We start from the raw sequence: 18,730 nt of genomic DNA on the forward strand, positions 1-18,730 counted from the left end.
TTGCTTGTTCTGACCCCATCGCTGGCAAGCCAGCTCCCACAGTGATTTGTGTTGGTCGCAAAATTTTTCGACAACTCCGAACCCTGTGGGAGCTGGCTTGCCAGCGATGAACGCACCTCGGTCTCTCCAAATCACACAATACTGTTGAAAACCAAGCAAGCGCTCGGTTAGCGTCGGCGAACCCTCCCACAGTGATTTGTGTTGGTCGCAAAATTTGTCGACAACTCCGAACCCTGTGGGAGCTGGCTTGCCAGCGATGAACGCACCTCGGTCTCTCCAAATCACACAATACTGTTGAAAACCAAGCAAGCGCTCGGTTAAGTTCGGCGAACCCTTCCGTGGAGCTCGCCCATGCCTGCCTTTCAGGAATACTTCGACCCCAGCCACCAAATGGTCCGCGACAGCGTCAGACGTTTCGTCGAGCGCGAGATCCTGCCGGATATCGATAAGTGGGAAGAAGCCGAGAGCTTCCCCCGTGAGCTGTACCTGAAGGCCGGCGCCGCCGGCATCCTTGGTATCGGTTACCCGGAAGCGCTCGGCGGCAGTCATGAAGGCGACCTGTTCGCCAAGGTCGCCGCCAGTGAAGAGCTGATGCGCTGCGGCTCTGGCGGACTGGTAGCGGGGCTTGGTTCGCTGGATATCGGTCTGCCACCGATCGTCAAATGGGCCCGCCCCGACGTCCGTGACCGCGTCGTGCCCCAAGTGCTCAGCGGCGAAAAGATCAGCGCCCTGGCGGTCACCGAGCCCGGTGGCGGCTCCGACGTCGCTAATCTGCAGACCCGCGCCGTGCGTGACGGCGATTTCTACCGCGTCAGCGGTAGCAAAACCTTTATCACCAGTGGTGTGCGCGCCGATTACTACACCGTCGCGGTGCGCACCGGAGCGCCGGGTTTCGCCGGCATCAGTCTTCTATTGATCGAGAAGGGAACGCCGGGCTTCACCGTCGGCCGTCAGTTGAAAAAAATGGGCTGGTGGGCGTCAGACACCGCCGAGTTGTTCTTCGACGATTGCCGCGTGCCTGTGGGCAATCTGATCGGCGCCGAGAACATGGGCTTCGCCTGCATCATGGGCAACTTTCAGAGTGAACGGCTGGCGCTGGCGCTGATGGCCAACATGACCGCGCAGTTGGCGCTGGAAGAGAGTCTGAAGTGGGCGCGGGAACGCGAGGCCTTTGGCAAACCGATCGGCAAGTTTCAGGTGATCAAGCATCGTTTGGCCGAGATGGCCACGGCTCTGGAGGTGTCGCGGGAATTCACTTATCGGCAAGCGGCGAAAATGGCGGCGGGGCAGAGTGTGATCAAGGAGATCTCCATGGCCAAGAATTTTGCCACGGACACCTCGGACCGAATCACTACCGAAGCCGTGCAGATTTTGGGTGGGCTGGGGTATATGCGCGAGAGTCTGGTGGAGCGGCTGTATCGGGATAACCGCATTCTGTCGATTGGCGGCGGGACGCGAGAGGTGATGAACGAGATCATCAGCAAGCAGATGGGGCTTTGATCTTCGGTGTTGCGGCTGGCTTCATCGCTGGCAAGCCAGCTCCCACAGTGATTCAGATCGTTCACAAAGGTTGTGTACACCAAAAAACCTGTGGGAGCTGGCTTGCCAGCGATGGCGTCAGTGGGAGCGCCGCTTACTTGTCAGTCAGGGCAAACTGCGTCAGGCAGAAGGTAGGGATGCCCATATCTTCCAGACGCTGCGAGCCACCCAGCTCCGGCAAATCGATAATCGCCGCCGCCTCATGCACGCGCGCGCCCATGCGGCGAATCAGGTTGGCCGCTGCAATCAGCGTCCCGCCAGTGGCGATCAAATCATCGAACATCACCACTGAATCGCCTTCGCACAGGCTGTCGGCGTGCACTTCCAGGAAGGCTTCGCCGTATTCGGTTGCGTAACCTTCGGCCAACACGTCCGCCGGCAGTTTGCCTTGCTTGCGGAACAGCACCAGCGGCTTGTTCAACTGATAGGCCAGCACCGAACCGATCAGGAAACCACGGGCATCCATCGCACCGATGTGGGTGAAGTCGGCTTCGACGTAACGGTGGGCGAAACTGTCCATCACCAGGCGCAGAGCCGTCGGCGACTGAAACAGTGGGGTGATGTCGCGAAAGATCACGCCCGGTTTCGGGAAGTCGATCACGGGGCGGATCAGGGATTTGATGTCGAAGGAGTCGAAGACCATCGTCGAGTTGTCCTGGCAGGGCTGCAAACGGCGCAGTATACCCGCGGCTGAAACGATGCGCTCGGCCGCGGGTCGAGATCAGCCGTCGAGCGAGCCACCCGCCAGGGCGCAGAGCTGGATCGGGTCGAGGATGTGGATCTCTTTGCCTTCTGCGGCGATCAGTTCGTTCTGCTGGAAACGGGTGAATACACGGGACACGGTTTCCACCGCCAGGCCAAGGTAGTTGCCGATTTCATTGCGCGACATGCTCAGGCGGAACTGATTGGCCGAGAAACCGCGAGCGCGGAAGCGCGCCGACAGGTTGACGAGGAATGTTGCGATGCGTTCGTCGGCGGTTTTCTTCGACAACAACAGCATCATCTGCTGGTCGTCGCGGATTTCCCGGCTCATCACGCGCATCAACTGGCGGCGCAACTGCGGCAGTTGCAGGGCCAGTTCGTCGAGGCGTTCGAAAGGAATTTCGCAGACCGAGGTGGTTTCCAGCGCCTGGGCGGAAACCGGATGTTTCTCGGTGTCCATGCCGGACAGGCCGACCAGTTCGCTCGGCAGGTGGAAGCCCGTGAGTTGCTCCTCGCCAGTGTCGCTCAGGCTGAAGGTCTTCAGGGCGCCGGAGCGTACTGCATAAACGGAATCGAACGTGTCGCCCTGACGGAACAGGAACTCGCCTTTTTTCAACGGGCGGCCGCGTTTAACGATTTCGTCCAGCGCATCCATGTCTTCCAGATTCAAAGAAAGTGGCAGGCAGAGAGGGGCCAGGCTGCAATCCTTGCAATGGGCCTGGTTGTGAGCGCGCAGTTTAACTGGCTCGGACATTTCTTTAATCCTTGTGGGAAAACACACATAAGCCGTAAGGGTAACCCACGGGAGGACATTCAGGCCAGCGTGTGGCGAGTTTGTCCCACGGGCGTAAAGCCGCAGGGCAACTGGCCGATAAACTGTCATCACACCCTATTCAAGGAACCGCTTCGATGGCTGCCATTGGTACGCTGGGCCCCGGTAGCAGCGGCGTTGAGGCAACGTCGGAAGCGTTTAAAAACGCGTCCGACAAGGACCGAAATGCCGACTCGACGACAGACGCAACCCCGACCTTGGTCGAAGGCGTCAAAGTGTCGCTCTCCGGAGCCTCCATCGAGAAATCGGCGGGGGCGGGTGGCGACAATAGGGACATCGAAGAAAGCGGTTTGCCCGAGGACATCCAGCAATTGCTGAAGATGATCCGCAAGCTGCAAAAAGAGATTGCCGAGAAAAAGGCGCAGATCGAAAAGATCATGGCCGACAAGCGCCTTTCCAACGAAGAAAAAATCATCAAGGTTGCCAGCCTGCGTGGCGCCATTGCCGCGTTGAACACCGGTTTGATTACCGCCAATCTGGCTTTGTCGAAAGTGGTCGGCCAGTCGGGCCTGACGTCCGAGCAAAACATGAAAGTCGGTTCGTTGCTGATGAAAAACTAAATCACCCGCGAGAACCGCTGGCGGTTCTGCTGTTCGAGGTAAGCGTCGAACACCATGCACACCGAACGCACCAGCAAACGTCCCGCCGGCAATACTTCGATCCGCTCGCTGTCCAGCGTGATCAGGCCATCCTTGGCCATGCCTTGCAGTTGCGGCCACAGCGCGCCGAAGTAACCCTGGAAATCGATGTTGAACGCTTGCTCGATCGCGGCGAAGTCCAGGTTGAAATTGCAGATCAGTTGCTGGATCACCGCGCGACGCAGCCGGTCATCGGCATTGCACACCAGGCCACGACTGGTTGCCAGTTGCGCGGACGCGAGGGTGGTCTGGTATTCGTTGAGATCGCTGCTGTTCTGGCAATACAGGTCACCGATCTGGCTGATCGCCGACACCCCCAGACCAATCAGATCGCAATGGCCGTGTGTGGTGTAGCCCTGGAAGTTGCGTTGCAGGGTTTGTTCTTCCTGGGCAATCGCCAGCTCATCGTCGGGCAGGGCAAAGTGGTCCATACCGATGTAGCGGTAACCGGCGGTGGTCAGTTGCTCGATGGTGCGCTGGAGCATGTCCAGTTTCTGCGTCGGACTTGGCAATTCGTTGCCATTGATCCGTCGCTGCGGCATGAAGCGTTCCGGCAGGTGCGCGTAGTTGAACACCGAGAGCCGATCCGGTTGCAGGCTGATGACTTCCTCGACGGTGCGGGCAAAGTTGTCCGGGGTCTGCTTGGGCAAGCCGTAGATCAGGTCGATGTTGATCGAGCGAAACTGCAGGGTGCGCGCTGCGTCGATCACGGCGCGGGTTTCTTCCAGGCTTTGCAGGCGATTGACCGCCCTTTGCACCGCCGGATCAAGGTCTTGCAGGCCGATACTGACCCGGTTGAAACCCAGTTCGCGCAGCAGGCCCATGGTTGACCAGTCGGCTTCGCGAGGGTCGATCTCGATGCCGTAATCGCCGGAATCGTCATCCAGCAGATTGAAATGTTTGCGCAGGTGCGCCATCAACTGGCGCAGTTCGTCGTGGCTGAGGAAGGTCGGCGTGCCGCCGCCAAAGTGCAGTTGTTCGACTTTTTGCGCCGGGTCGAGGTGACAGGCGATCAGCTGGATTTCCTGCTCCAGGCGTTGCAGGTACGGCAATGCGCGGCCGCGATCCTTGGTGATGACTTTATTGCAGGCGCAGTAGTAGCAAATGTTCGCGCAGAACGGCACGTGGACGTACAGCGACAACGGCCGCAAGGCCTTGCGGCTGTCGCGCAGGGCATGGAACAGGTCGAAGGTGCCGACCTGACTGTTGAATTGCACGGCCGTCGGATAAGAGGTGTAGCGCGGCCCCGCCAGGTCGTAGCGGCGGATCAGATCAGTGTCCCAACGAATGGCGTCGAGCATGCGGGCATTCCCCCGGATAGGCTGGCAGTGTGGCGAGTCTATCGGGGTGCGGCGATGGGGCTGTTGATTTGCATCAACGGTGGTTGAAGGCTTTGCCTGGTTTTTGTGGTGAGGGGATATCACTGGCTCAATTTCTTGGGTTCATATCAGTGCCCCATCAACCAATGCTGATGCGGGCCGGGCAGGGTCCAGATGCCGAACAGAATCACCAACAACCCACCAGCCATACGCACGCTACGCTTGCGCAACAGCGCCGTGACCCGCTCAGCGGCCAGACCGGTAGCCAGCAGCACCGGCCAGGTACCCAGCCCGAACGCCAGCATCAACAACGCGCTGTCCAGCGCATTGCCCTGGCTCGCCGACCACAGCAACGTGCTGTAAACCAGTCCGCACGGCAGCCAGCCCCACAGTGCGCCAAGCAGTAACGCGCGTGGCAAACTCGACACCGGCAGCAAGCGGTTGGCCACCGGTTGGATGTAGCGCCACAAACCGCGGCCGAGGCTTTCGATGCGGGTCAGGCCGCTCCACCAACCGGCGAGATACAAACCCATGGCAATCAACAGCAGCCCGGCCAGCACGCGCATGAACAGTGCGGCGGGGCTGTTCGCCACCGCCCAGCCAGCAAGGCCGATCAGCAATCCTGCGGTGGCATAACTGAGGATCCGCCCCAAGTTGTACGCCAGCAGCAAACGAAAGCGCCGACTGCGTTGTTCCTTGGGAATCGCCAATGTCAGCGCGCCCATCAAGCCGCCGCACATCCCTAGGCAATGGCCGCCACCGAGCAGGCCGAGGATCAGCGCCGAGACCAGCAGCCGCGCCAGTTCAAGCATGAGGTGGCGCCTTGTCGTCCGGTTTGTTCGGGTTGGCTTCGTCGACGGCCGCGGTGTGGTTCGGGTCCTGATCGTCGAACAGGATGCTGTGGGCCGGGCCGTCGAGATCGTCGTACTGGCCGCTGTCCACCGCCCAGAAGAAGATGTACACGGCGATGGCCACAATCAGCAGCGCGGCCGGAATCATCACGTAGAGAGCTGGCATCTGTACTCCATGCCCGCGCGGCTCAGGCCGGCAGCGGGCGGGTTTCTGACGAGGTGCGAACGGCTGGCGTGCTCGGCAGGCGAGTCAGGCGCAGGGCGTTGAGCACCACGGTCAACGAACTGATCGACATGCCGACGGCGGCCCACACCGGGGTGATCCAGCCGAGGGCGGCGAACGGCAACATGAGGCCATTGTACAGCGCGGCCCACAGCAGGTTCTCGATGATTACCCGGCGAGTGCGCCGCGCCAAGGTGAACGCCTGCACCAAGGCGTCGAGACGGTTGGACAGCAGCACGGCATCGGCACTGGTTTTCGCCAGATCCGTGGCCGAGCCCATGGCCACACTGATATCGGCGGCCGCCAGCACCGGCACATCGTTGACGCCATCGCCGAGCATCAACACTTTGCGACCTTCCTTGTGCAACTGTTGCAGCACTTGCAGTTTGTCGTCCGGGCGCAGGCCGCCATGGGCCTCGTCGATACCCAGTTCGGCGGCGACACTGGCGACCATCGGCGAGCTGTCACCGGACAGCAGCAAAGTACGCCAACCACGGGCCTTGCATGCCGCGAGCAGGGCGGGGGCATCGTCGCGCAAGCGGTCATCAAGAACGAACCACGCCAGCGGCCCGGAGCTGTCACCGAGCAGCAGCCATTGGCCCGGTTCATCCGGCATCACTGGCAAAGGTGAGCCACTGAGGGCGCAGACAAATTCCGCCTGACCAATGCGCAAACGCTGCTCGCCGACCAGACCTTCAAGGCCCAGGCCCGGGATGCTGTGGACTTCTTCCGCTGCCAGCGGTGCGCGGCCGAAAGCACGGGCGATCGGGTGTTCGGAACGGTTTTCCAGTGCAGCGGCGAGGCTCAGGCATTGATCGCTGTCCTGCGCCCCCAGCGGACGGATCGAGCGCAGTACCAAGCGACCTTCGGTGAGGGTGCCGGTTTTGTCGAAGATCACCGTATCAATCTGATTCAACCCTTCCAGCACATGACCGCGAGTCAGCAACAGACCGAGTTTGTGCAGGGTGCCGGTGGCGGCCGTAAGCGCGGTCGGCGTTGCCAGTGACAAGGCGCAAGGGCAAGTGGCGACGAGCATGGCGAGGACAATCCAGAAGGCGCGTGACGAATCCAGCTCCCACCACAACAGGCCGATGGCGGCTGCGGCGATCAGTGACAACAGCAGAAACCATTGCGCGGCGCGATCGGCGATTTCCGCCAGGCGCGGTTTTTCTGCCTGGGCGCGATCGAGCAAACGGACGATGGCCGACAGGCGCGTGTCTTGTCCGAGCGCCTGCACTTCAACGGTCAGCGCGCCTTCGACATTGAGCGTGCCCGCCGTCACCGCTTCACCCGGCATGCGTGGCTGCGGCAGGTATTCGCCGGTCAGCAACGATTCGTCGATGCTCGATTGGCCGTCGAGGATCTTGCCGTCCGCCGGCAGGATCGAGCCCGGTTGCACCAGAATGTGGTCGCCCAGGCGCAGTTCGCTGAGCAGGATGCGTTCGCTCTGGCCGGCTGCATCCAGACGCAGGCATGAGGCCGGCAACAGATTCACCAATTGCGCGGTGGCAGCGGCGGTGCGCTCGCGGGCGCGGCGCTCCAGATAGCGTCCGGCGAGCAGAAACAGCGCGAACATGCCGACCGCATCGAAATACAACTCACCGACGCCGGTGATCGACGTCCAGATCCCGGCGATGTAAGCGCTGCCGATGGCCAGCGATACCGAGACGTCCATGGTCAGGTGCCGCGTGCGCAAATCGCGCATCGCCCCTTTAAAAAAAGGTGCGCAGCTGTAGAACACGATCGGCGTGGTCAGAAACAATGCGACCCAACGCAGGATCGTGTGCAGCTCGGGGCTGAGGTCGATGTTGAATTCCGGCCAGGTCGCCATCGTCGCCATCATTGCCTGGAACCACAGCAGCCCGGCCACCCCGAGCTGGCGCAGGGCCAGGCGGTTTTCGCTGGCCAGTTGTTCGCTGGCGCGGTCGGCTTGATAGGGGTGCGCGGCGTAACCGATGTGACGCAATTCCGCGAGCATCTGGCTCAACGGCAATTGCCCATCGGCCCAGCGCACGTGCAGACGATGATTGGACAGGTTCAATCGCGCCTCGGCCACCGCTGGCAGCGTGCGCAGATGTTTCTCGATCAGCCAGCCGCAGGCGGCGCAACTGATGCCTTCCATCAGCAGGGTGGTTTCGGCGAGTTCGCCGTCATGACGGACGAAAGGTTTTTGCACATCGGCGCGGTCGTACAGCGCCAGTTCGTCAACCAATTGCACCGGCAACGCTTCGGGGTTGGCCGAGGCTTCACTGCGATGCTGGTAATAGCTTTCCAGGCCTCCGGCGACGATGGCCTCGGCCACAGCCTGACAACCGGGGCAGCAGAATTCACGGGGCTCCCCGAGAACGACAGCGGTGAAGCGGCTGCCGGTCGGGACGGGCAGGGCGCAGTGGTAGCAGGGGGTTGGACTGGTCATGGATCGTGTTCCGATGATCGTTCCCACGCTCGGCGTGGGGATGCCTCCCCGGACGCTCCGCGTCCGCTTCGGCTGGGACGCGGAGCGTCCTTGGCTGCGTTCCCACGCCGAGCGTGGGAACGATCAGAGTCAGGCTTATTTTTTGAGGTCTTCGGCGCCTTGCAGCGGCTCATCACCGAGCAGCAACTCCTTGTCATGGCTGACCAGCTCTTCTTCGAACATGCGCCAGACGTGGTCATCCTGAGACCCCAACAGCTCGACAAAGCGGCGGCCTTCGATCTTGTCGTTGAGTTGGCCGATGTAGCGCCCGGTTTCTGTTTTGCTGCGGACCATAACGACCTTGCGATCCTTCTCCGGCTGGGTCGGCGAGATCAGATTCAGCTCCAGCCTGCCCGGTTGGCTGTCACCGCTCAAACGCAGGTCGACTTCACCGGTCACGTCATCCAGATGCACCGCAGCGCGCATTTTCAGGTTCTGCGCGAGCAACTCGCGATCCAGCGAGCGATTGATGCCTTTGCCGGCCTCGTAATAGTTGTCGTTGACCAGGTTGTCCGGGTTGTTCACCGCGATGGTCACCATGGACAGGGTCAAGGTCACCGAACAGGCCAGAATCCCGATGATGATCCACGGCCAGAGGTGCTTGTACCAGGGACTTGCGGCGTTTGCGGCGGGCATGTTCAGTTCTCTCAACGGATTTGTGGGCCGATGAATCGGCTCTTGGCTTCAACGTGGACGCTGTCGTCATCGGCATCCTTGAGGATGAATTTCACCTCGTTGGTGCTCGATGGCAGTTGTTCCGGTGCGCTCGACAGTTCGACTGGCATGCTGACGATGTCGCCAGCCGCCACTTTGATCTCGCGTTTGCCTTGCAGGCGCAGATCCGGCAAACCGGCGGCTTCCAGCACATAGGTGTGATCGCGCTGGTCCTTGTTCATGATCTTCAGGCTGTAGACGTTTTCGATCCGGCCTTCGGCGTTCTCGCGGTACAGCACGCGGTCCTTGCTGACGTCGAAACCGACCAGCGAACGCATGAAGAACGCGGTCACCAGCAGGCTGATCATCGCCAGCAACACCACCGCGTAGCCGATCAGACGTGGCCGCAGTTTATGGGTTTTCTGTCCGGACAGGTTGTGCTCGGTGGTGTAGCTGATCAGCCCGCGCGGGTAGTCCATCTTGTCCATGATGCTGTCACAGGCATCGATGCACGCAGCGCAACCGATGCACTCGATCTGCAGGCCGTCGCGGATGTCGATGCCGGTCGGACAGACCTGAACGCACATGGTGCAGTCGATGCAGTCGCCCAGGCCCATGGCCTTGTAGTCGACGCCTTTCTTGCGCGGGCCACGGCTTTCGCCACGACGCGGGTCGTAGGAAACGATCAGCGTGTCCTTGTCGAACATCACACTCTGGAAGCGCGCATACGGGCACATGTAGATGCACACCTGCTCACGCAACCAGCCGGCGTTGCCGTACGTGGCGAGGGTGAAAAAACCGACCCAGAAATACGACCAGCCATCGGCCTGGCCGGTGAAGAATTCGAACACCAGTTCGCGGATCGGTGAGAAATAGCCAACGAAGGTCATGCCGGTAACGAAACCGATCAGCAACCACAGCGCGTGTTTGGCAAATTTTCGCGCAAACTTGTTGGCGCTCATCGGCGCCTTGTCGAGCTTGATGCGCTGGTTGCGGTCGCCTTCGGTGACCTTCTCGCACCACATGAAAATCCATGTCCACACGCTTTGCGGGCAGGTGTAGCCGCACCACACACGGCCGGCATACACGGTGATGAAGAACAGGCCGAACGCGGCAATGATCAACAGGCCCGAGAGCAGAATGAAATCCTGCGGCCAGAAAGTCGCGCCGAAGATGAAGAACTTGCGCTCGGGCAGGTTCCACCACACGGCCTGATGACCTCCCCAGTTCAGCCAGACCGTACCGAAATACAGCAGGAACAGCGCGGCACCGCCCATCATCCGCAGATTGCGGAACAGACCGGTGAAGGCACGGGTGTAGATTTTTTCTCGAGAGGCGTAGAGATCGACGCTGTTATTCGCGTTTTTGCTGGGTGGCGTGACGTCGTGTACCGGAATCTGGTTGCTCATCATTGCATCCCACGGCAGTGGAAAAATGCCTCGGTCGATACGTGCCGGCCGGGGTCAGAAAGGCGTTGCAGTGGCGCAATGATACGCCTGTCACGCCGACGAACGGGTGCGACCTTTGGTCGCGTTGGGAGAAGGGTTCAAATGGTGTAGCAGATGTAACAAGTCCTGACCCAGATCAATTGACTATAGACGATGCATGAGACTCGCTCTGGCGAGCGAGTCCCTGCTTTGCTCAGATCAGCCTTCCGCCGCCGAGACTGTCGAGCCCGCTGCCGGGGTTTTTTTTGACCACGTCGACGGTTGTGGCGTCATTACTCTCCTGGTGCTGCGTATTGGAGGGTTCGTTATCAGAGTTGACATAGGTGAAATCCTCTTGGGATTGCACACAATCATGATCAGCTTCTCGCATGTTTATCTTCCTTGGAATCTATTGATATATGAGGCGCTCTGACAATAAGTCTCAGGCGCCGATAAAAGTTACTGTTCGCTGAAAGTCGAGTCTAGCGGATATTCGTCTCATTTTATGAGTGCCTTGTGTAATGAGGGACTTTACCTTAGTTGTATTTCGCAAGTTGGCTGGTGTCGGGGCGAAATAAATTAAATTAATTAATTCGTACGGTATGTTTGAGGATTACAAGGTTTTCTAATAGCGTGAAAGTTGACGGCATGAGGTCGTCAGTTTATTCGACTAAATGGAAGTGTTATGTGATGGTTATTAATAAAGTGGCAAGCTTGATTGTAGGGGTGTTTTTATTGTTTTCGGTTTTTATGGCCCATGCATTGCCGGATGCACCGAAGCACATGGTGTTCGCATCGGACACGCAATATCCCTGGACAGACAAGACGGACAGCAGAACACATGAATCCGCTGAGGAGTTCACGAAACGTTCGAAGTGGCTGGTGGAAAGTCAACTGGCAAGTATCGCTGACTTTCGAATCCGCAACGGATCGCAGTCAACGATCCCTTTGATGATTAATGGTGACATCACTGCGTTCGGTCATGGCTGGCAGCGTGACTATATGGCGTCGGCGCTAAAGAGACACTTCGGAACGGATTACCTGTATGGCCTGGGTAATCATGACTATGAAAATAACGTCGATGACTGTTTCAGCAATAGTTGTGCGGCCGGCAGTATTGTTGCTTTCAAGGAACATCATGAAGGCAAGGTGGGCAGCTTTGATCTGAAGATTACTGGCAGCGCAGTAAACAGGCTTTATTCGGGGAGCCTCGCTTACTCCAAGACCATTGATGACGTGCACCTGGTGCAGCTCAATAACGAGCCTACTTACACGAGAAAAATTTCCAGTGTCTGGAACCCCACCACTTTCGACATCACCAGTGCACTGGACTGGCTTGAGAACGATCTCCGGCTGGCGAGAGCTGGGGGGTACTCCATCATCATAAACATGCACAAACCGCTGGAAATGAAGGACGCCAGCCAGCAGAAGCGCTTTATCGAAATGGTCAAGAAATATGAAGTCACTGCGGTATTTGCTGGCCATCTGCACAAGGACGGTGGTAGTTCCTATTGGTTGGGGAATGTGCCGATGTACCTGAGTGGTGCCACTTCTCAACAGACTTACCTGATCACCAGCTTTACCGAGGATCGCAAGCAGTTGCAGATCTATCTGGTGAAGGACAATCAATGGCAGAAACGGGAGTTGATAGACACCATTCCCGTGAAATCCATCAGGGCCAATCGGCCATAAAAAAAACGGCCCCGTTGGATGACTGGCGGGGTCTTCTCAAGCCGGTAGTTTGTAACGTCGGTATCACTGGGGCTTCACCGTTAAAGGACTAATTCGTCAATCCCATGGATTGATGAGTGCCACGCCACTGTTTTGAAAATCGCCGATATTTCGGGTCACCACCGTAAGACCGTGAACCAAGGCAGTCGCAGCGATCAGCGCATCGCTTTCACTGGCGCGATCCGGAACGTGCAGGCTGGCACAGCGAACGGCGACAGCCACGTCGATAGGTAGGATTCTTGTGTCGAAGGCGGGGACAACGTGTCGCTTCAACCAGCGGCGCAGTACCTTTCCCTGGTCGGGGTCGCGGCGCTCTATCCGCAGCACCCCTGTCTCCAGCTCCATCAAAGTAATCACTGAAATAAACATGCTTGGAGCAGAAGTACTCTTGGCCCAGGCGACGACATTCGCGTCAGCCTGAGGTTTGCGCAGTTCGGAAATCACATTTGTGTCGAGTAAATACATTCAGGACAGATCCACAGGGCGGTGAGTGATCACGGCACGCTCGGTTTCGAAGTCGATGTCTGCCGATTCAGGCATGACTAACAGGTCGACAATGCTCGCGTTCGTACCCGTCAATTTCTGGTACTCCTCAATGCTTAGCAGTACGTGAGCGGGCTTGCCACGGTCAGTGATGATAACCGGCCCCTGACGCGAGGCTTTTTTGGCACTGCTTGTGTCTTGATTGAATTCGCGGCTTGAAATGGTGGTGATGGCCATCATGAAGATCCCCCCTGAACATGGTTTGTAGAAACGTTACTACCTTGTTCGGCGTGCAGCAACCTCCGTGCCCTACAGAAAATAACCACTGGTCTTTCGATGGGGGGAAGTAGAGGCAAAAAGGCCCCGCCAATTATCATTGGCGGGGCCGTTTTGTTGCTTCAAGCGTCGGCCTTACTCGGCGTTCGCTTCCGGTGCTTTTTCACCGTGGGACAAGCTGTAAACGTAAGCCGCCAGCAGGTGCACCTTGTCGTTGCCTTGCAGTTGTTCCTGCGCTGGCATCTGGCCCTGACGGCCGTAACGGATGGTCTGCTGCAGTTGCGCAAAGCTCGAACCGTAGATGAACGCGCCCGGGTGAGTCAGGTCAGGCGCGCCCATGGCCGGGGTGCCTTTACCGGCCGGACCGTGGCAAGCCACGCAGTTGGCGGCGAACAGTTTGCCGCCGTTGGCCGGGTCGGCCTTGGTGCCTTCCGGCAATTTGCGGCCATCGAGGTTGGTCACGACAAACGCTGCCACGTCGGCCACGCCTTGCTCACCAATGACTTCAGCCCAGGCCGGCATCACCGCGTGGCGACCGCCCATGATGGTGGTCTTGATGGTTTCCGGCTCACCGCCCCAGCGCCAGTCGGCATCGGTCAGGTTCGGGAAACCGTAAGCACCCTTGGCGTCGGAACCATGGCAGACCGAGCAGTTGGAGGCGAACAGGCGGCCACCCATCTTCAGGGCTTGCGGGTCTTTGGCCACCTCTTCGATCGGCATGGCGGCGAACTTGGCGAAGATCGGACCGAACTTGGCGTCCGAACGGGCCATTTCCTTTTCCCACTCGTGCACGCCGGTCCAGCCGGTCTGGCCGTTGGCGAACGCGGTCTGCTTGTCGTTATCGAGGTAGTTGTAACCTGGCAGCAGGCCTTTCCAGTTGCCCAGGCCCGGGTACAGCACCAGATAACCCAAGGCGAAAACGATGGTGCCGACAAACAGCATGAACCACCATTTCGGCAGTGGGTTGTCGTACTCCTCGATCCCGTCGAAGGAGTGCCCGACCGTCTCGTCCGTCTGTTCGCTGCGCTGGCCCTTGCGGGTCGACAGCAGCAGCCAGGTCAGGGAAAAGATCGTACCGAGACTGAGGACTGTGACGTACAGACTCCAGAATGTAGTCATTCTTTGTTACTCCTAGAAGCTTGCTCGACGTGCTTGATGGCTTCGGGATCATCCGCAAAAGGCAACAAGGTCGCGTCTTCAAACTCCGACTTGCGCTTGGGGCTGAACACCCACAACGCCAGACCGATGAAGGCCACCATCACAACAACGGTGCCCAGGCCACGAATCATCCCGATATCCATCTAGATCACCGTTTGCTTTTGATGATGGTGCCCAGGCCTTGCAGGTAGGCCACCAGCGCGTCCATTTCGGTTTTGCCCTTCACGGCAGCCTGTGCACCAGCGATGTCTTCGTCGGTGTAAGGAACGCCGAGCGTGCGCAACACTTCCATTTTCTTGGCCGTGTCTTTGCCGTCGAGCTTGTTTTCCACGAGGAACGGGTAAGCCGGCATTTTCGACTCAGGCACCACGTTGCGCGGGTTGTACAAGTGCGCACGCTGCCAGTCATCGGAGTAACGACCGCCCACACGGGCCAGGTCCGGGCCGGTACGCTTGGAACCCCACAGGAACGGGTGATCCCAGACGCTTTCACCGGCAACCGAATAGTGGCCATAGCGTTCGGTTTCCGCACGGAACGGACGGATCATCTGCGAGTGGCAGCCGACACAGCCGTTGGCGATATAAACGTCGCGGCCTTCCAGTTCCAGCGCCGAGCGTGGCTTCATGCCTTCGACCGGCTTGTTGGTGACGTCCTGGAAAAACAGCGGAACGATTTGGGTCAGGCCGCCAACGCTGACGGCGATGACCATGAAGAAGGCCAGCAGGCCAATGTTCTTCTCGACAGCTTCATGCTTCATCAGTGAGCTCCAACGACAGCGATCTGGGCAGCGGCTTCGGCTTCAGCCGGGTTCGAGGCGCGCACGGTGCGCCAGACGTTGTAAGCCATCAACAGCATGCCGCTGGCGAAGAACGCACCGCCCAGGGCACGGACGATGTAGCCCGGGTGGCTGGCCTGCAGCGCTTCGACGAACGAGTAGGTGAGGGTGCCGTCATCGTTGATTGCACGCCACATCAGGCCCTGCGTGATGCCGTTGACCCACATCGAGGCGATGTACAGAACGGTACCGATGGTCGCGAGCCAGAAGTGCGCGTTGATCAGGCCAACGCTGTGCATCTGCGCACGGCCGAACAGTTTCGGGATCATGTGGTAGATCGCGCCGATCGAGATCATTGCTACCCAGCCGAGAGCGCCGGCGTGGACGTGGCCGATGGTCCAGTCGGTGTAGTGCGAGAGCGAGTTGACGGTCTTGATCGCCATCATCGGACCTTCGAAGGTCGACATGCCGTAGAACGCCAGCGACACCACGAGGAAACGCAGGATCGGGTCGGTGCGCAGCTTATGCCAGGCGCCCGACAGGGTCATCATGCCGTTGATCATGCCGCCCCAGCTTGGCGCCAGCAGGATGATCGACATTGCCATGCCCAGCGATTGTGCCCAATCCGGCAGGGCGGTGTAGTGCAGGTGGTGCGGACCGGCCCAGATGTACAGGGTGATCAATGCCCAGAAGTGCACGATCGACAGGCGATAGGAGTAGATCGGACGTTCGGCCTGTTTCGGCACGAAGTAGTACATCATCCCGAGGAAACCGGTGGTGAGGAAGAAGCCCACCGCGTTGTGGCCGTACCACCACTGGATCATCGCGTCGGTTGCGCCCGAGTAGGCGGAGTAGGACTTGAAGAAGCTCACCGGCAAGGACGCGTGGTTGACGATGTGAAGCATCGCGGTCACGACGATGAACGCGCCGTAGAACCAGTTACCCACGTAGATATGCTTGGTCTTGCGCTTGGTGATGGTGCCGAAGAACACCAGACCGTAGGTGACCCAGACAATGGCCAGCAGAATGGCGAGCGGCCATTCCAGTTCCGCGTATTCCTTGGTGGTGGTGTAACCCAGCGGCAAGGTAATGATCGCGCCGACGATCACCGCTTGCCAGCCCCAGAAGGTGAAGGCCGCGAGGCTGTCGGAAATCAGTCGCGTCTGGCAGGTTCGCTGCACGACATAGTAGGAAGTGGCAAACAGTGCACAACCACCGAAGGCGAAAATCACCAGGTTTGTGTGCAACGGGCGCAGGCGTCCAAAGCTCGTCCACGGCAGACCGAAGTTCAATTCCGGCCAGACCAGTTGCGAGGCGATGAAGACACCGAGCCCCATGCCAAGGATCCCCCAGACCACCGTCATGATGGCGAACTGGCGGACTACCTTATAGTTATAAGCAGTCGGACTGATTGCTGTGCTCATTCTAAGGTTCCACGGTTTGGGTGTTTTATTAGGATTAAAATCGGCCGCAAGTATGCAGAGAGCAGGGGGTCATTGCAACGCGCCATGACCTGGGTCAATGCTTTCCAACGCTGATTCTGCGGCCTTTCCATGCGCCGCGTAAGGACAAAATTGGCCTCGGACAAAATGTCGCAGCGGACGAAAAAAACGAGGGGTTCAGGTCGCTTGTAACGGGGTGTGTTCAAACGGCCTGTTCGGGTGACGGACGGCAAATGGCACGACAGCCGGTATCTACCGGCGTTTGCGGCCACGTCAGTCAGCCGGTTCGGAGAACACAGCGGTTAGCGTTGACCTGGAACCGGCACGAGCCAGTCCGCATCGACCAAGCGTAGACCCGAATCCGGGGAACCGAAAGGAGAGGGTGAAAAGGGGTGCGACAATGCGTCGCAAAGAGGCTGGATGCTGCCGCACCGAGAAAGGTGCGGCAGATGTTGCGCAATGCTTATTGTTTATTGTCTTCAGTAATAAGTTTTTCTGTATTCAATCCGTGAGACAGGCTGTACACATAAGCGGCCAGCAATTGCACTTTATCGTTACCCAGCAGTTCGTTCTGCGCCGGCATGTGGCCCTGACGACCATGGCGGATGGTCTGCTCAAGCTGCGTCAGGCTGGTGCCATAGATAAATCCGGCCGGGTGCGTCAGATTCGGTGCGCCCATGGCTTCAGTGCCGTGGCCGGTGGCCCCATGACAGGCTGTGCAAGTGGTGCTGAACGCTTGTTGTCCGGCTTGCAGATCAGCCTTGTTGTCCGCTGGCAGCGGCAGGCCGGCCAGTTCGTGACGCACGTAGGCGGCGACGTTCTTCACCCCGGCCTCACCGAGCACTTCGCCCCAGGCCGGCATCGCCGCCATCCGGCCACCCATGATGGTGGTCTTGATGGTCTCGGCGTCGCCGCCCCAACGCCAGTCGCTGTCAGCCAGGTTAGGGAAACCGAACGCGCCTTTGGCGTCCGAGCCGTGGCACACCGAGCAGTTTGAGGCGAACAGACGACCGCCCATTTTCAGCGCCTGCGGATCCTTCGCCACTTCCTCTACCGGCATGGCGGCGAACTTGGCGAAGATCGGCCCGAACTTGGCGTCGGCCTTGTTCATTTCCTTTTCCCACTCGTGGACGCCGGTCCAGCCGTCCTCGTAACCGGGCAGGATGCCTTTCCAGTTACCGAGGCCCGGATACAGGATCAGATAGCCCACGGAAAATACCAGCGTGCCGGCGAACAGCATGAACCACCACTGCGGCAGCGGGTTGTCGTACTCCTCGATGCCGTCAAAGCTGTGGCCCATGGTCTGGTCGACACTGCCCTTGGTCTCGCCCCGGCGGGTGCCGACCAGCAGCCAGGTCAGGCCGATCAGGCTGCCGATGGTCAGTACGCAGATCCACGTACTCCAGAAGGTGGTCATGGCCGGGTACTCCTTGGTTCAGATGCTGGGGTTGTATCGGGTAGCGGTTCGTCGGCGAATGGCAGCAATCGCGCTTCGGCAAATTCCGGGGTGCGCTTGCGGTTGAACACCCACAGCGTCAGCCCGACGAAGGCGACGAACACCACGACCGTGCCGAGGCCGCGAATCAGGCCTGCACTCATTTCAATGACCATGGCTCACCTCTTGCTCTTGATCGCAGTGCCGAGCACTTGCAGGTAGGAGACGAGGGCGTCCATTTCGGTCTTGCCCTTGAGGCTGGCCACCGCGCCGTTGATGTCGTCGTCGGTGTACGGCACGCCGAGGGTGCGCATGGTCTTGAGCTTGGTTTCGGTGTGGCTGCTGTCGACTGCTTGCGTGACCAGCCATGGATAGGCCGGCATTTTCGACTCAGGCACGACGTTGCGCGGGTTGTACAAGTGCGCGCGGTGCCAGTCATCCGAGTAGCGCGCGCCGACCCGGGCCAAATCCGGACCGGTGCGTTTCGAACCCCACAGGAATGGATGATCCCAGACGCTTTCACCGGCCACCGAGTAGTGCCCGTAGCGCTCGGTTTCGGCGCGGAACGGCCGGATCATCTGCGAATGGCAACCGACGCAGCCTTCGCGGATATAGATGTCGCGGCCTTCCAGTTGCAGCGCGGTGTAGGGCTTCATGCCTTCCACCGGTTTGTTGGTGACGTCCTGGAAGAACAGCGGGACGATCTGGGTCAGGCCGCCGATGCTCACGGCGAAGACCATGAGCAACATCAACAGGCCGACGTTCTTTTCAATCGTTTCGTGTTTCATGG

The 18,730-nt window shown here is 59.3% G+C and carries 21 protein-coding genes; 3 read left to right on the plus strand and 18 right to left on the minus strand.

Annotation, left to right across the window (positions count from 1 at the left end):
* The first annotated feature begins 351 nt into the window (after window positions 1-351).
* Entirely contained in the window at window positions 352-1,500 is a 1,149-nt protein-coding gene (locus ACVVH8_RS09640; protein WP_475229699.1) for an acyl-CoA dehydrogenase family protein, read from the plus strand.
* A 133-nt stretch (window positions 1,501-1,633) separates the two neighbouring features.
* On the opposite strand, the gene ACVVH8_RS09645 is transcribed toward ACVVH8_RS09640, so the two are convergent.
* Complete coding sequence (locus tag ACVVH8_RS09645) at window positions 1,634-2,182, minus strand: adenine phosphoribosyltransferase (protein ID WP_027921719.1); 549 nt, start codon at window positions 2,180-2,182, stop codon at window positions 1,634-1,636.
* A gap of 78 nt (window positions 2,183-2,260) precedes the next feature.
* The gene (fnr, locus tag ACVVH8_RS09650; protein WP_103303904.1) at window positions 2,261-2,995 is read right to left on the minus strand and encodes a fumarate/nitrate reduction transcriptional regulator Fnr; all 735 of its coding nucleotides are present in this window, start codon (window positions 2,993-2,995) and stop codon (window positions 2,261-2,263) included.
* A 155-nt stretch (window positions 2,996-3,150) separates the two neighbouring features.
* Between fnr and ACVVH8_RS09655 the strand changes: the two genes are divergently transcribed.
* A complete protein-coding gene (locus tag ACVVH8_RS09655) occupies window positions 3,151-3,633 on the plus strand; it encodes a hypothetical protein (RefSeq protein ID WP_213028084.1) in 483 nt (160 codons plus the stop codon).
* Here ACVVH8_RS09655 and hemN read toward each other — a convergent pair.
* The 7 genes from hemN to ACVVH8_RS09690 all read right to left on the minus strand — a co-directional run bounded on the left by hemN (window position 3,630) and on the right by ACVVH8_RS09690 (window position 11,031).
* A complete protein-coding gene (gene hemN, locus ACVVH8_RS09660; protein WP_103303906.1) occupies window positions 3,630-5,012 on the minus strand; it encodes an oxygen-independent coproporphyrinogen III oxidase in 1,383 nt (460 codons plus the stop codon). The genes ACVVH8_RS09655 and hemN overlap by 4 nt on opposite strands.
* Before the next feature lie 146 nt (window positions 5,013-5,158).
* Window positions 5,159-5,842 carry a sulfite exporter TauE/SafE family protein gene (locus ACVVH8_RS09665; RefSeq protein ID WP_475229702.1) on the minus strand — a complete coding sequence of 228 codons (684 nt, stop codon included), beginning with the start codon at window positions 5,840-5,842 and terminating at the stop codon, window positions 5,159-5,161.
* A complete protein-coding gene (gene ccoS, locus ACVVH8_RS09670) occupies window positions 5,835-6,047 on the minus strand; it encodes a cbb3-type cytochrome oxidase assembly protein CcoS (RefSeq protein ID WP_016984738.1) in 213 nt (70 codons plus the stop codon). The genes ACVVH8_RS09665 and ccoS overlap by 8 nt, the downstream gene beginning before the upstream one ends.
* 22 nt (window positions 6,048-6,069) lie before the next feature.
* On the minus strand, window positions 6,070-8,520 hold the full coding sequence (locus ACVVH8_RS09675) for a heavy metal translocating P-type ATPase (RefSeq protein ID WP_475229704.1): 2,451 nt from the start codon (window positions 8,518-8,520) through the stop codon (window positions 6,070-6,072).
* A gap of 135 nt (window positions 8,521-8,655) precedes the next feature.
* On the minus strand, window positions 8,656-9,195 hold the full coding sequence (locus tag ACVVH8_RS09680; RefSeq protein ID WP_475229707.1) for a FixH family protein: 540 nt from the start codon (window positions 9,193-9,195) through the stop codon (window positions 8,656-8,658).
* A gap of 11 nt (window positions 9,196-9,206) precedes the next feature.
* Window positions 9,207-10,622 (minus strand): cytochrome c oxidase accessory protein CcoG, encoded by a 1,416-nt coding sequence (ccoG, locus tag ACVVH8_RS09685; RefSeq protein WP_103303910.1) that lies wholly within the window; start codon window positions 10,620-10,622, stop codon window positions 9,207-9,209.
* A 232-nt stretch (window positions 10,623-10,854) separates the two neighbouring features.
* A complete protein-coding gene (locus ACVVH8_RS09690; RefSeq protein ID WP_475229710.1) occupies window positions 10,855-11,031 on the minus strand; it encodes a hypothetical protein in 177 nt (58 codons plus the stop codon).
* 299 nt (window positions 11,032-11,330) lie between these two features.
* Here ACVVH8_RS09690 and ACVVH8_RS09695 point away from each other — a divergent pair, with 299 nt between their 5' ends.
* Window positions 11,331-12,332 carry a metallophosphoesterase family protein gene (locus ACVVH8_RS09695; protein ID WP_103303912.1) on the plus strand — a complete coding sequence of 334 codons (1,002 nt, stop codon included), beginning with the start codon at window positions 11,331-11,333 and terminating at the stop codon, window positions 12,330-12,332.
* A 96-nt stretch (window positions 12,333-12,428) separates the two neighbouring features.
* On the opposite strand, the gene ACVVH8_RS09700 is transcribed toward ACVVH8_RS09695, so the two are convergent.
* From ACVVH8_RS09700 to ccoO (ACVVH8_RS09740), 9 genes are all read right to left on the minus strand, one after another.
* On the minus strand, window positions 12,429-12,836 hold the full coding sequence (locus ACVVH8_RS09700; protein ID WP_103303913.1) for a type II toxin-antitoxin system VapC family toxin: 408 nt from the start codon (window positions 12,834-12,836) through the stop codon (window positions 12,429-12,431).
* Window positions 12,837-13,091, minus strand: a complete 255-nt coding sequence (locus ACVVH8_RS09705; protein ID WP_177431395.1) for a type II toxin-antitoxin system Phd/YefM family antitoxin — start codon at window positions 13,089-13,091, stop codon at window positions 12,837-12,839.
* Between the two features lie 174 nt (window positions 13,092-13,265).
* Window positions 13,266-14,249 (minus strand): cytochrome-c oxidase, cbb3-type subunit III, encoded by a 984-nt coding sequence (gene ccoP / locus ACVVH8_RS09710; protein WP_123463553.1) that lies wholly within the window; start codon window positions 14,247-14,249, stop codon window positions 13,266-13,268.
* Window positions 14,246-14,431: a CcoQ/FixQ family Cbb3-type cytochrome c oxidase assembly chaperone gene (locus ACVVH8_RS09715; RefSeq protein ID WP_003175465.1), complete on the minus strand. Its 186-nt coding sequence runs from the start codon at window positions 14,429-14,431 to the stop codon at window positions 14,246-14,248. The genes ccoP (ACVVH8_RS09710) and ACVVH8_RS09715 overlap by 4 nt, the downstream gene beginning before the upstream one ends.
* 5 nt (window positions 14,432-14,436) lie before the next feature.
* Window positions 14,437-15,045: a cytochrome-c oxidase, cbb3-type subunit II gene (ccoO, locus tag ACVVH8_RS09720; RefSeq protein ID WP_103303916.1), complete on the minus strand. Its 609-nt coding sequence runs from the start codon at window positions 15,043-15,045 to the stop codon at window positions 14,437-14,439.
* Window positions 15,045-16,487, minus strand: coding sequence for a cytochrome-c oxidase, cbb3-type subunit I (ccoN, locus tag ACVVH8_RS09725; RefSeq protein WP_103303917.1), 1,443 nt, complete (start codon window positions 16,485-16,487; stop codon window positions 15,045-15,047). Before ccoN ends, ccoO (ACVVH8_RS09720) begins: the two co-directional genes overlap by 1 nt.
* Window positions 16,488-16,968: 481 nt before the next feature.
* Complete coding sequence (ccoP, locus tag ACVVH8_RS09730; protein WP_103303918.1) at window positions 16,969-17,922, minus strand: cytochrome-c oxidase, cbb3-type subunit III; 954 nt, start codon at window positions 17,920-17,922, stop codon at window positions 16,969-16,971.
* Window positions 17,919-18,116 carry a cbb3-type cytochrome oxidase subunit 3 gene (locus ACVVH8_RS09735; protein WP_103303919.1) on the minus strand — a complete coding sequence of 66 codons (198 nt, stop codon included), beginning with the start codon at window positions 18,114-18,116 and terminating at the stop codon, window positions 17,919-17,921. Before ACVVH8_RS09735 ends, ccoP (ACVVH8_RS09730) begins: the two co-directional genes overlap by 4 nt.
* A 3-nt stretch (window positions 18,117-18,119) precedes the next feature.
* Window positions 18,120-18,728: a cytochrome-c oxidase, cbb3-type subunit II gene (gene ccoO / locus ACVVH8_RS09740; RefSeq protein ID WP_103303920.1), complete on the minus strand. Its 609-nt coding sequence runs from the start codon at window positions 18,726-18,728 to the stop codon at window positions 18,120-18,122.
* Between the last annotated feature and the right edge of the window lie 2 nt (window positions 18,729-18,730).

This window comes from Pseudomonas trutticola BRTCR10 (assembly GCF_056155105.1).

Excerpts from the sequence above, each read along its gene's own strand:
- ACVVH8_RS09640 (WP_475229699.1), top strand. The coding sequence starts at position 352 with ATGCCTGCCTTTCAGGAATACTTCGACCCCAGCCACCAAATGGTCCGC.
- ACVVH8_RS09645 (WP_027921719.1), bottom strand. The coding sequence starts at position 2,182 with ATGGTCTTCGACTCCTTCGACATCAAATCCCTGATCCGCCCCGTGATC.
- fnr (WP_103303904.1), bottom strand. The coding sequence starts at position 2,995 with ATGTCCGAGCCAGTTAAACTGCGCGCTCACAACCAGGCCCATTGCAAG.
- ACVVH8_RS09655 (WP_213028084.1), top strand. The coding sequence starts at position 3,151 with ATGGCTGCCATTGGTACGCTGGGCCCCGGTAGCAGCGGCGTTGAGGCA.
- hemN (WP_103303906.1), bottom strand. The coding sequence starts at position 5,012 with ATGCTCGACGCCATTCGTTGGGACACTGATCTGATCCGCCGCTACGAC.
- ACVVH8_RS09665 (WP_475229702.1), bottom strand. The coding sequence starts at position 5,842 with ATGCTTGAACTGGCGCGGCTGCTGGTCTCGGCGCTGATCCTCGGCCTG.
- ccoS (WP_016984738.1), bottom strand. The coding sequence starts at position 6,047 with ATGCCAGCTCTCTACGTGATGATTCCGGCCGCGCTGCTGATTGTGGCC.
- ACVVH8_RS09675 (WP_475229704.1), bottom strand. The coding sequence starts at position 8,520 with ATGACCAGTCCAACCCCCTGCTACCACTGCGCCCTGCCCGTCCCGACC.
- ACVVH8_RS09680 (WP_475229707.1), bottom strand. The coding sequence starts at position 9,195 with ATGCCCGCCGCAAACGCCGCAAGTCCCTGGTACAAGCACCTCTGGCCG.
- ccoG (WP_103303910.1), bottom strand. The coding sequence starts at position 10,622 with ATGAGCAACCAGATTCCGGTACACGACGTCACGCCACCCAGCAAAAAC.
- ACVVH8_RS09690 (WP_475229710.1), bottom strand. The coding sequence starts at position 11,031 with ATGCGAGAAGCTGATCATGATTGTGTGCAATCCCAAGAGGATTTCACC.
- ACVVH8_RS09695 (WP_103303912.1), top strand. The coding sequence starts at position 11,331 with ATGGTTATTAATAAAGTGGCAAGCTTGATTGTAGGGGTGTTTTTATTG.
- ACVVH8_RS09700 (WP_103303913.1), bottom strand. The coding sequence starts at position 12,836 with ATGTATTTACTCGACACAAATGTGATTTCCGAACTGCGCAAACCTCAG.
- ACVVH8_RS09705 (WP_177431395.1), bottom strand. The coding sequence starts at position 13,091 with ATGGCCATCACCACCATTTCAAGCCGCGAATTCAATCAAGACACAAGC.
- ccoP (WP_123463553.1), bottom strand. The coding sequence starts at position 14,249 with ATGACTACATTCTGGAGTCTGTACGTCACAGTCCTCAGTCTCGGTACG.
- ACVVH8_RS09715 (WP_003175465.1), bottom strand. The coding sequence starts at position 14,431 with ATGGATATCGGGATGATTCGTGGCCTGGGCACCGTTGTTGTGATGGTG.
- ccoO (WP_103303916.1), bottom strand. The coding sequence starts at position 15,045 with ATGAAGCATGAAGCTGTCGAGAAGAACATTGGCCTGCTGGCCTTCTTC.
- ccoN (WP_103303917.1), bottom strand. The coding sequence starts at position 16,487 with ATGAGCACAGCAATCAGTCCGACTGCTTATAACTATAAGGTAGTCCGC.
- ccoP (WP_103303918.1), bottom strand. The coding sequence starts at position 17,922 with ATGACCACCTTCTGGAGTACGTGGATCTGCGTACTGACCATCGGCAGC.
- ACVVH8_RS09735 (WP_103303919.1), bottom strand. The coding sequence starts at position 18,116 with ATGGTCATTGAAATGAGTGCAGGCCTGATTCGCGGCCTCGGCACGGTC.
- ccoO (WP_103303920.1), bottom strand. The coding sequence starts at position 18,728 with ATGAAACACGAAACGATTGAAAAGAACGTCGGCCTGTTGATGTTGCTC.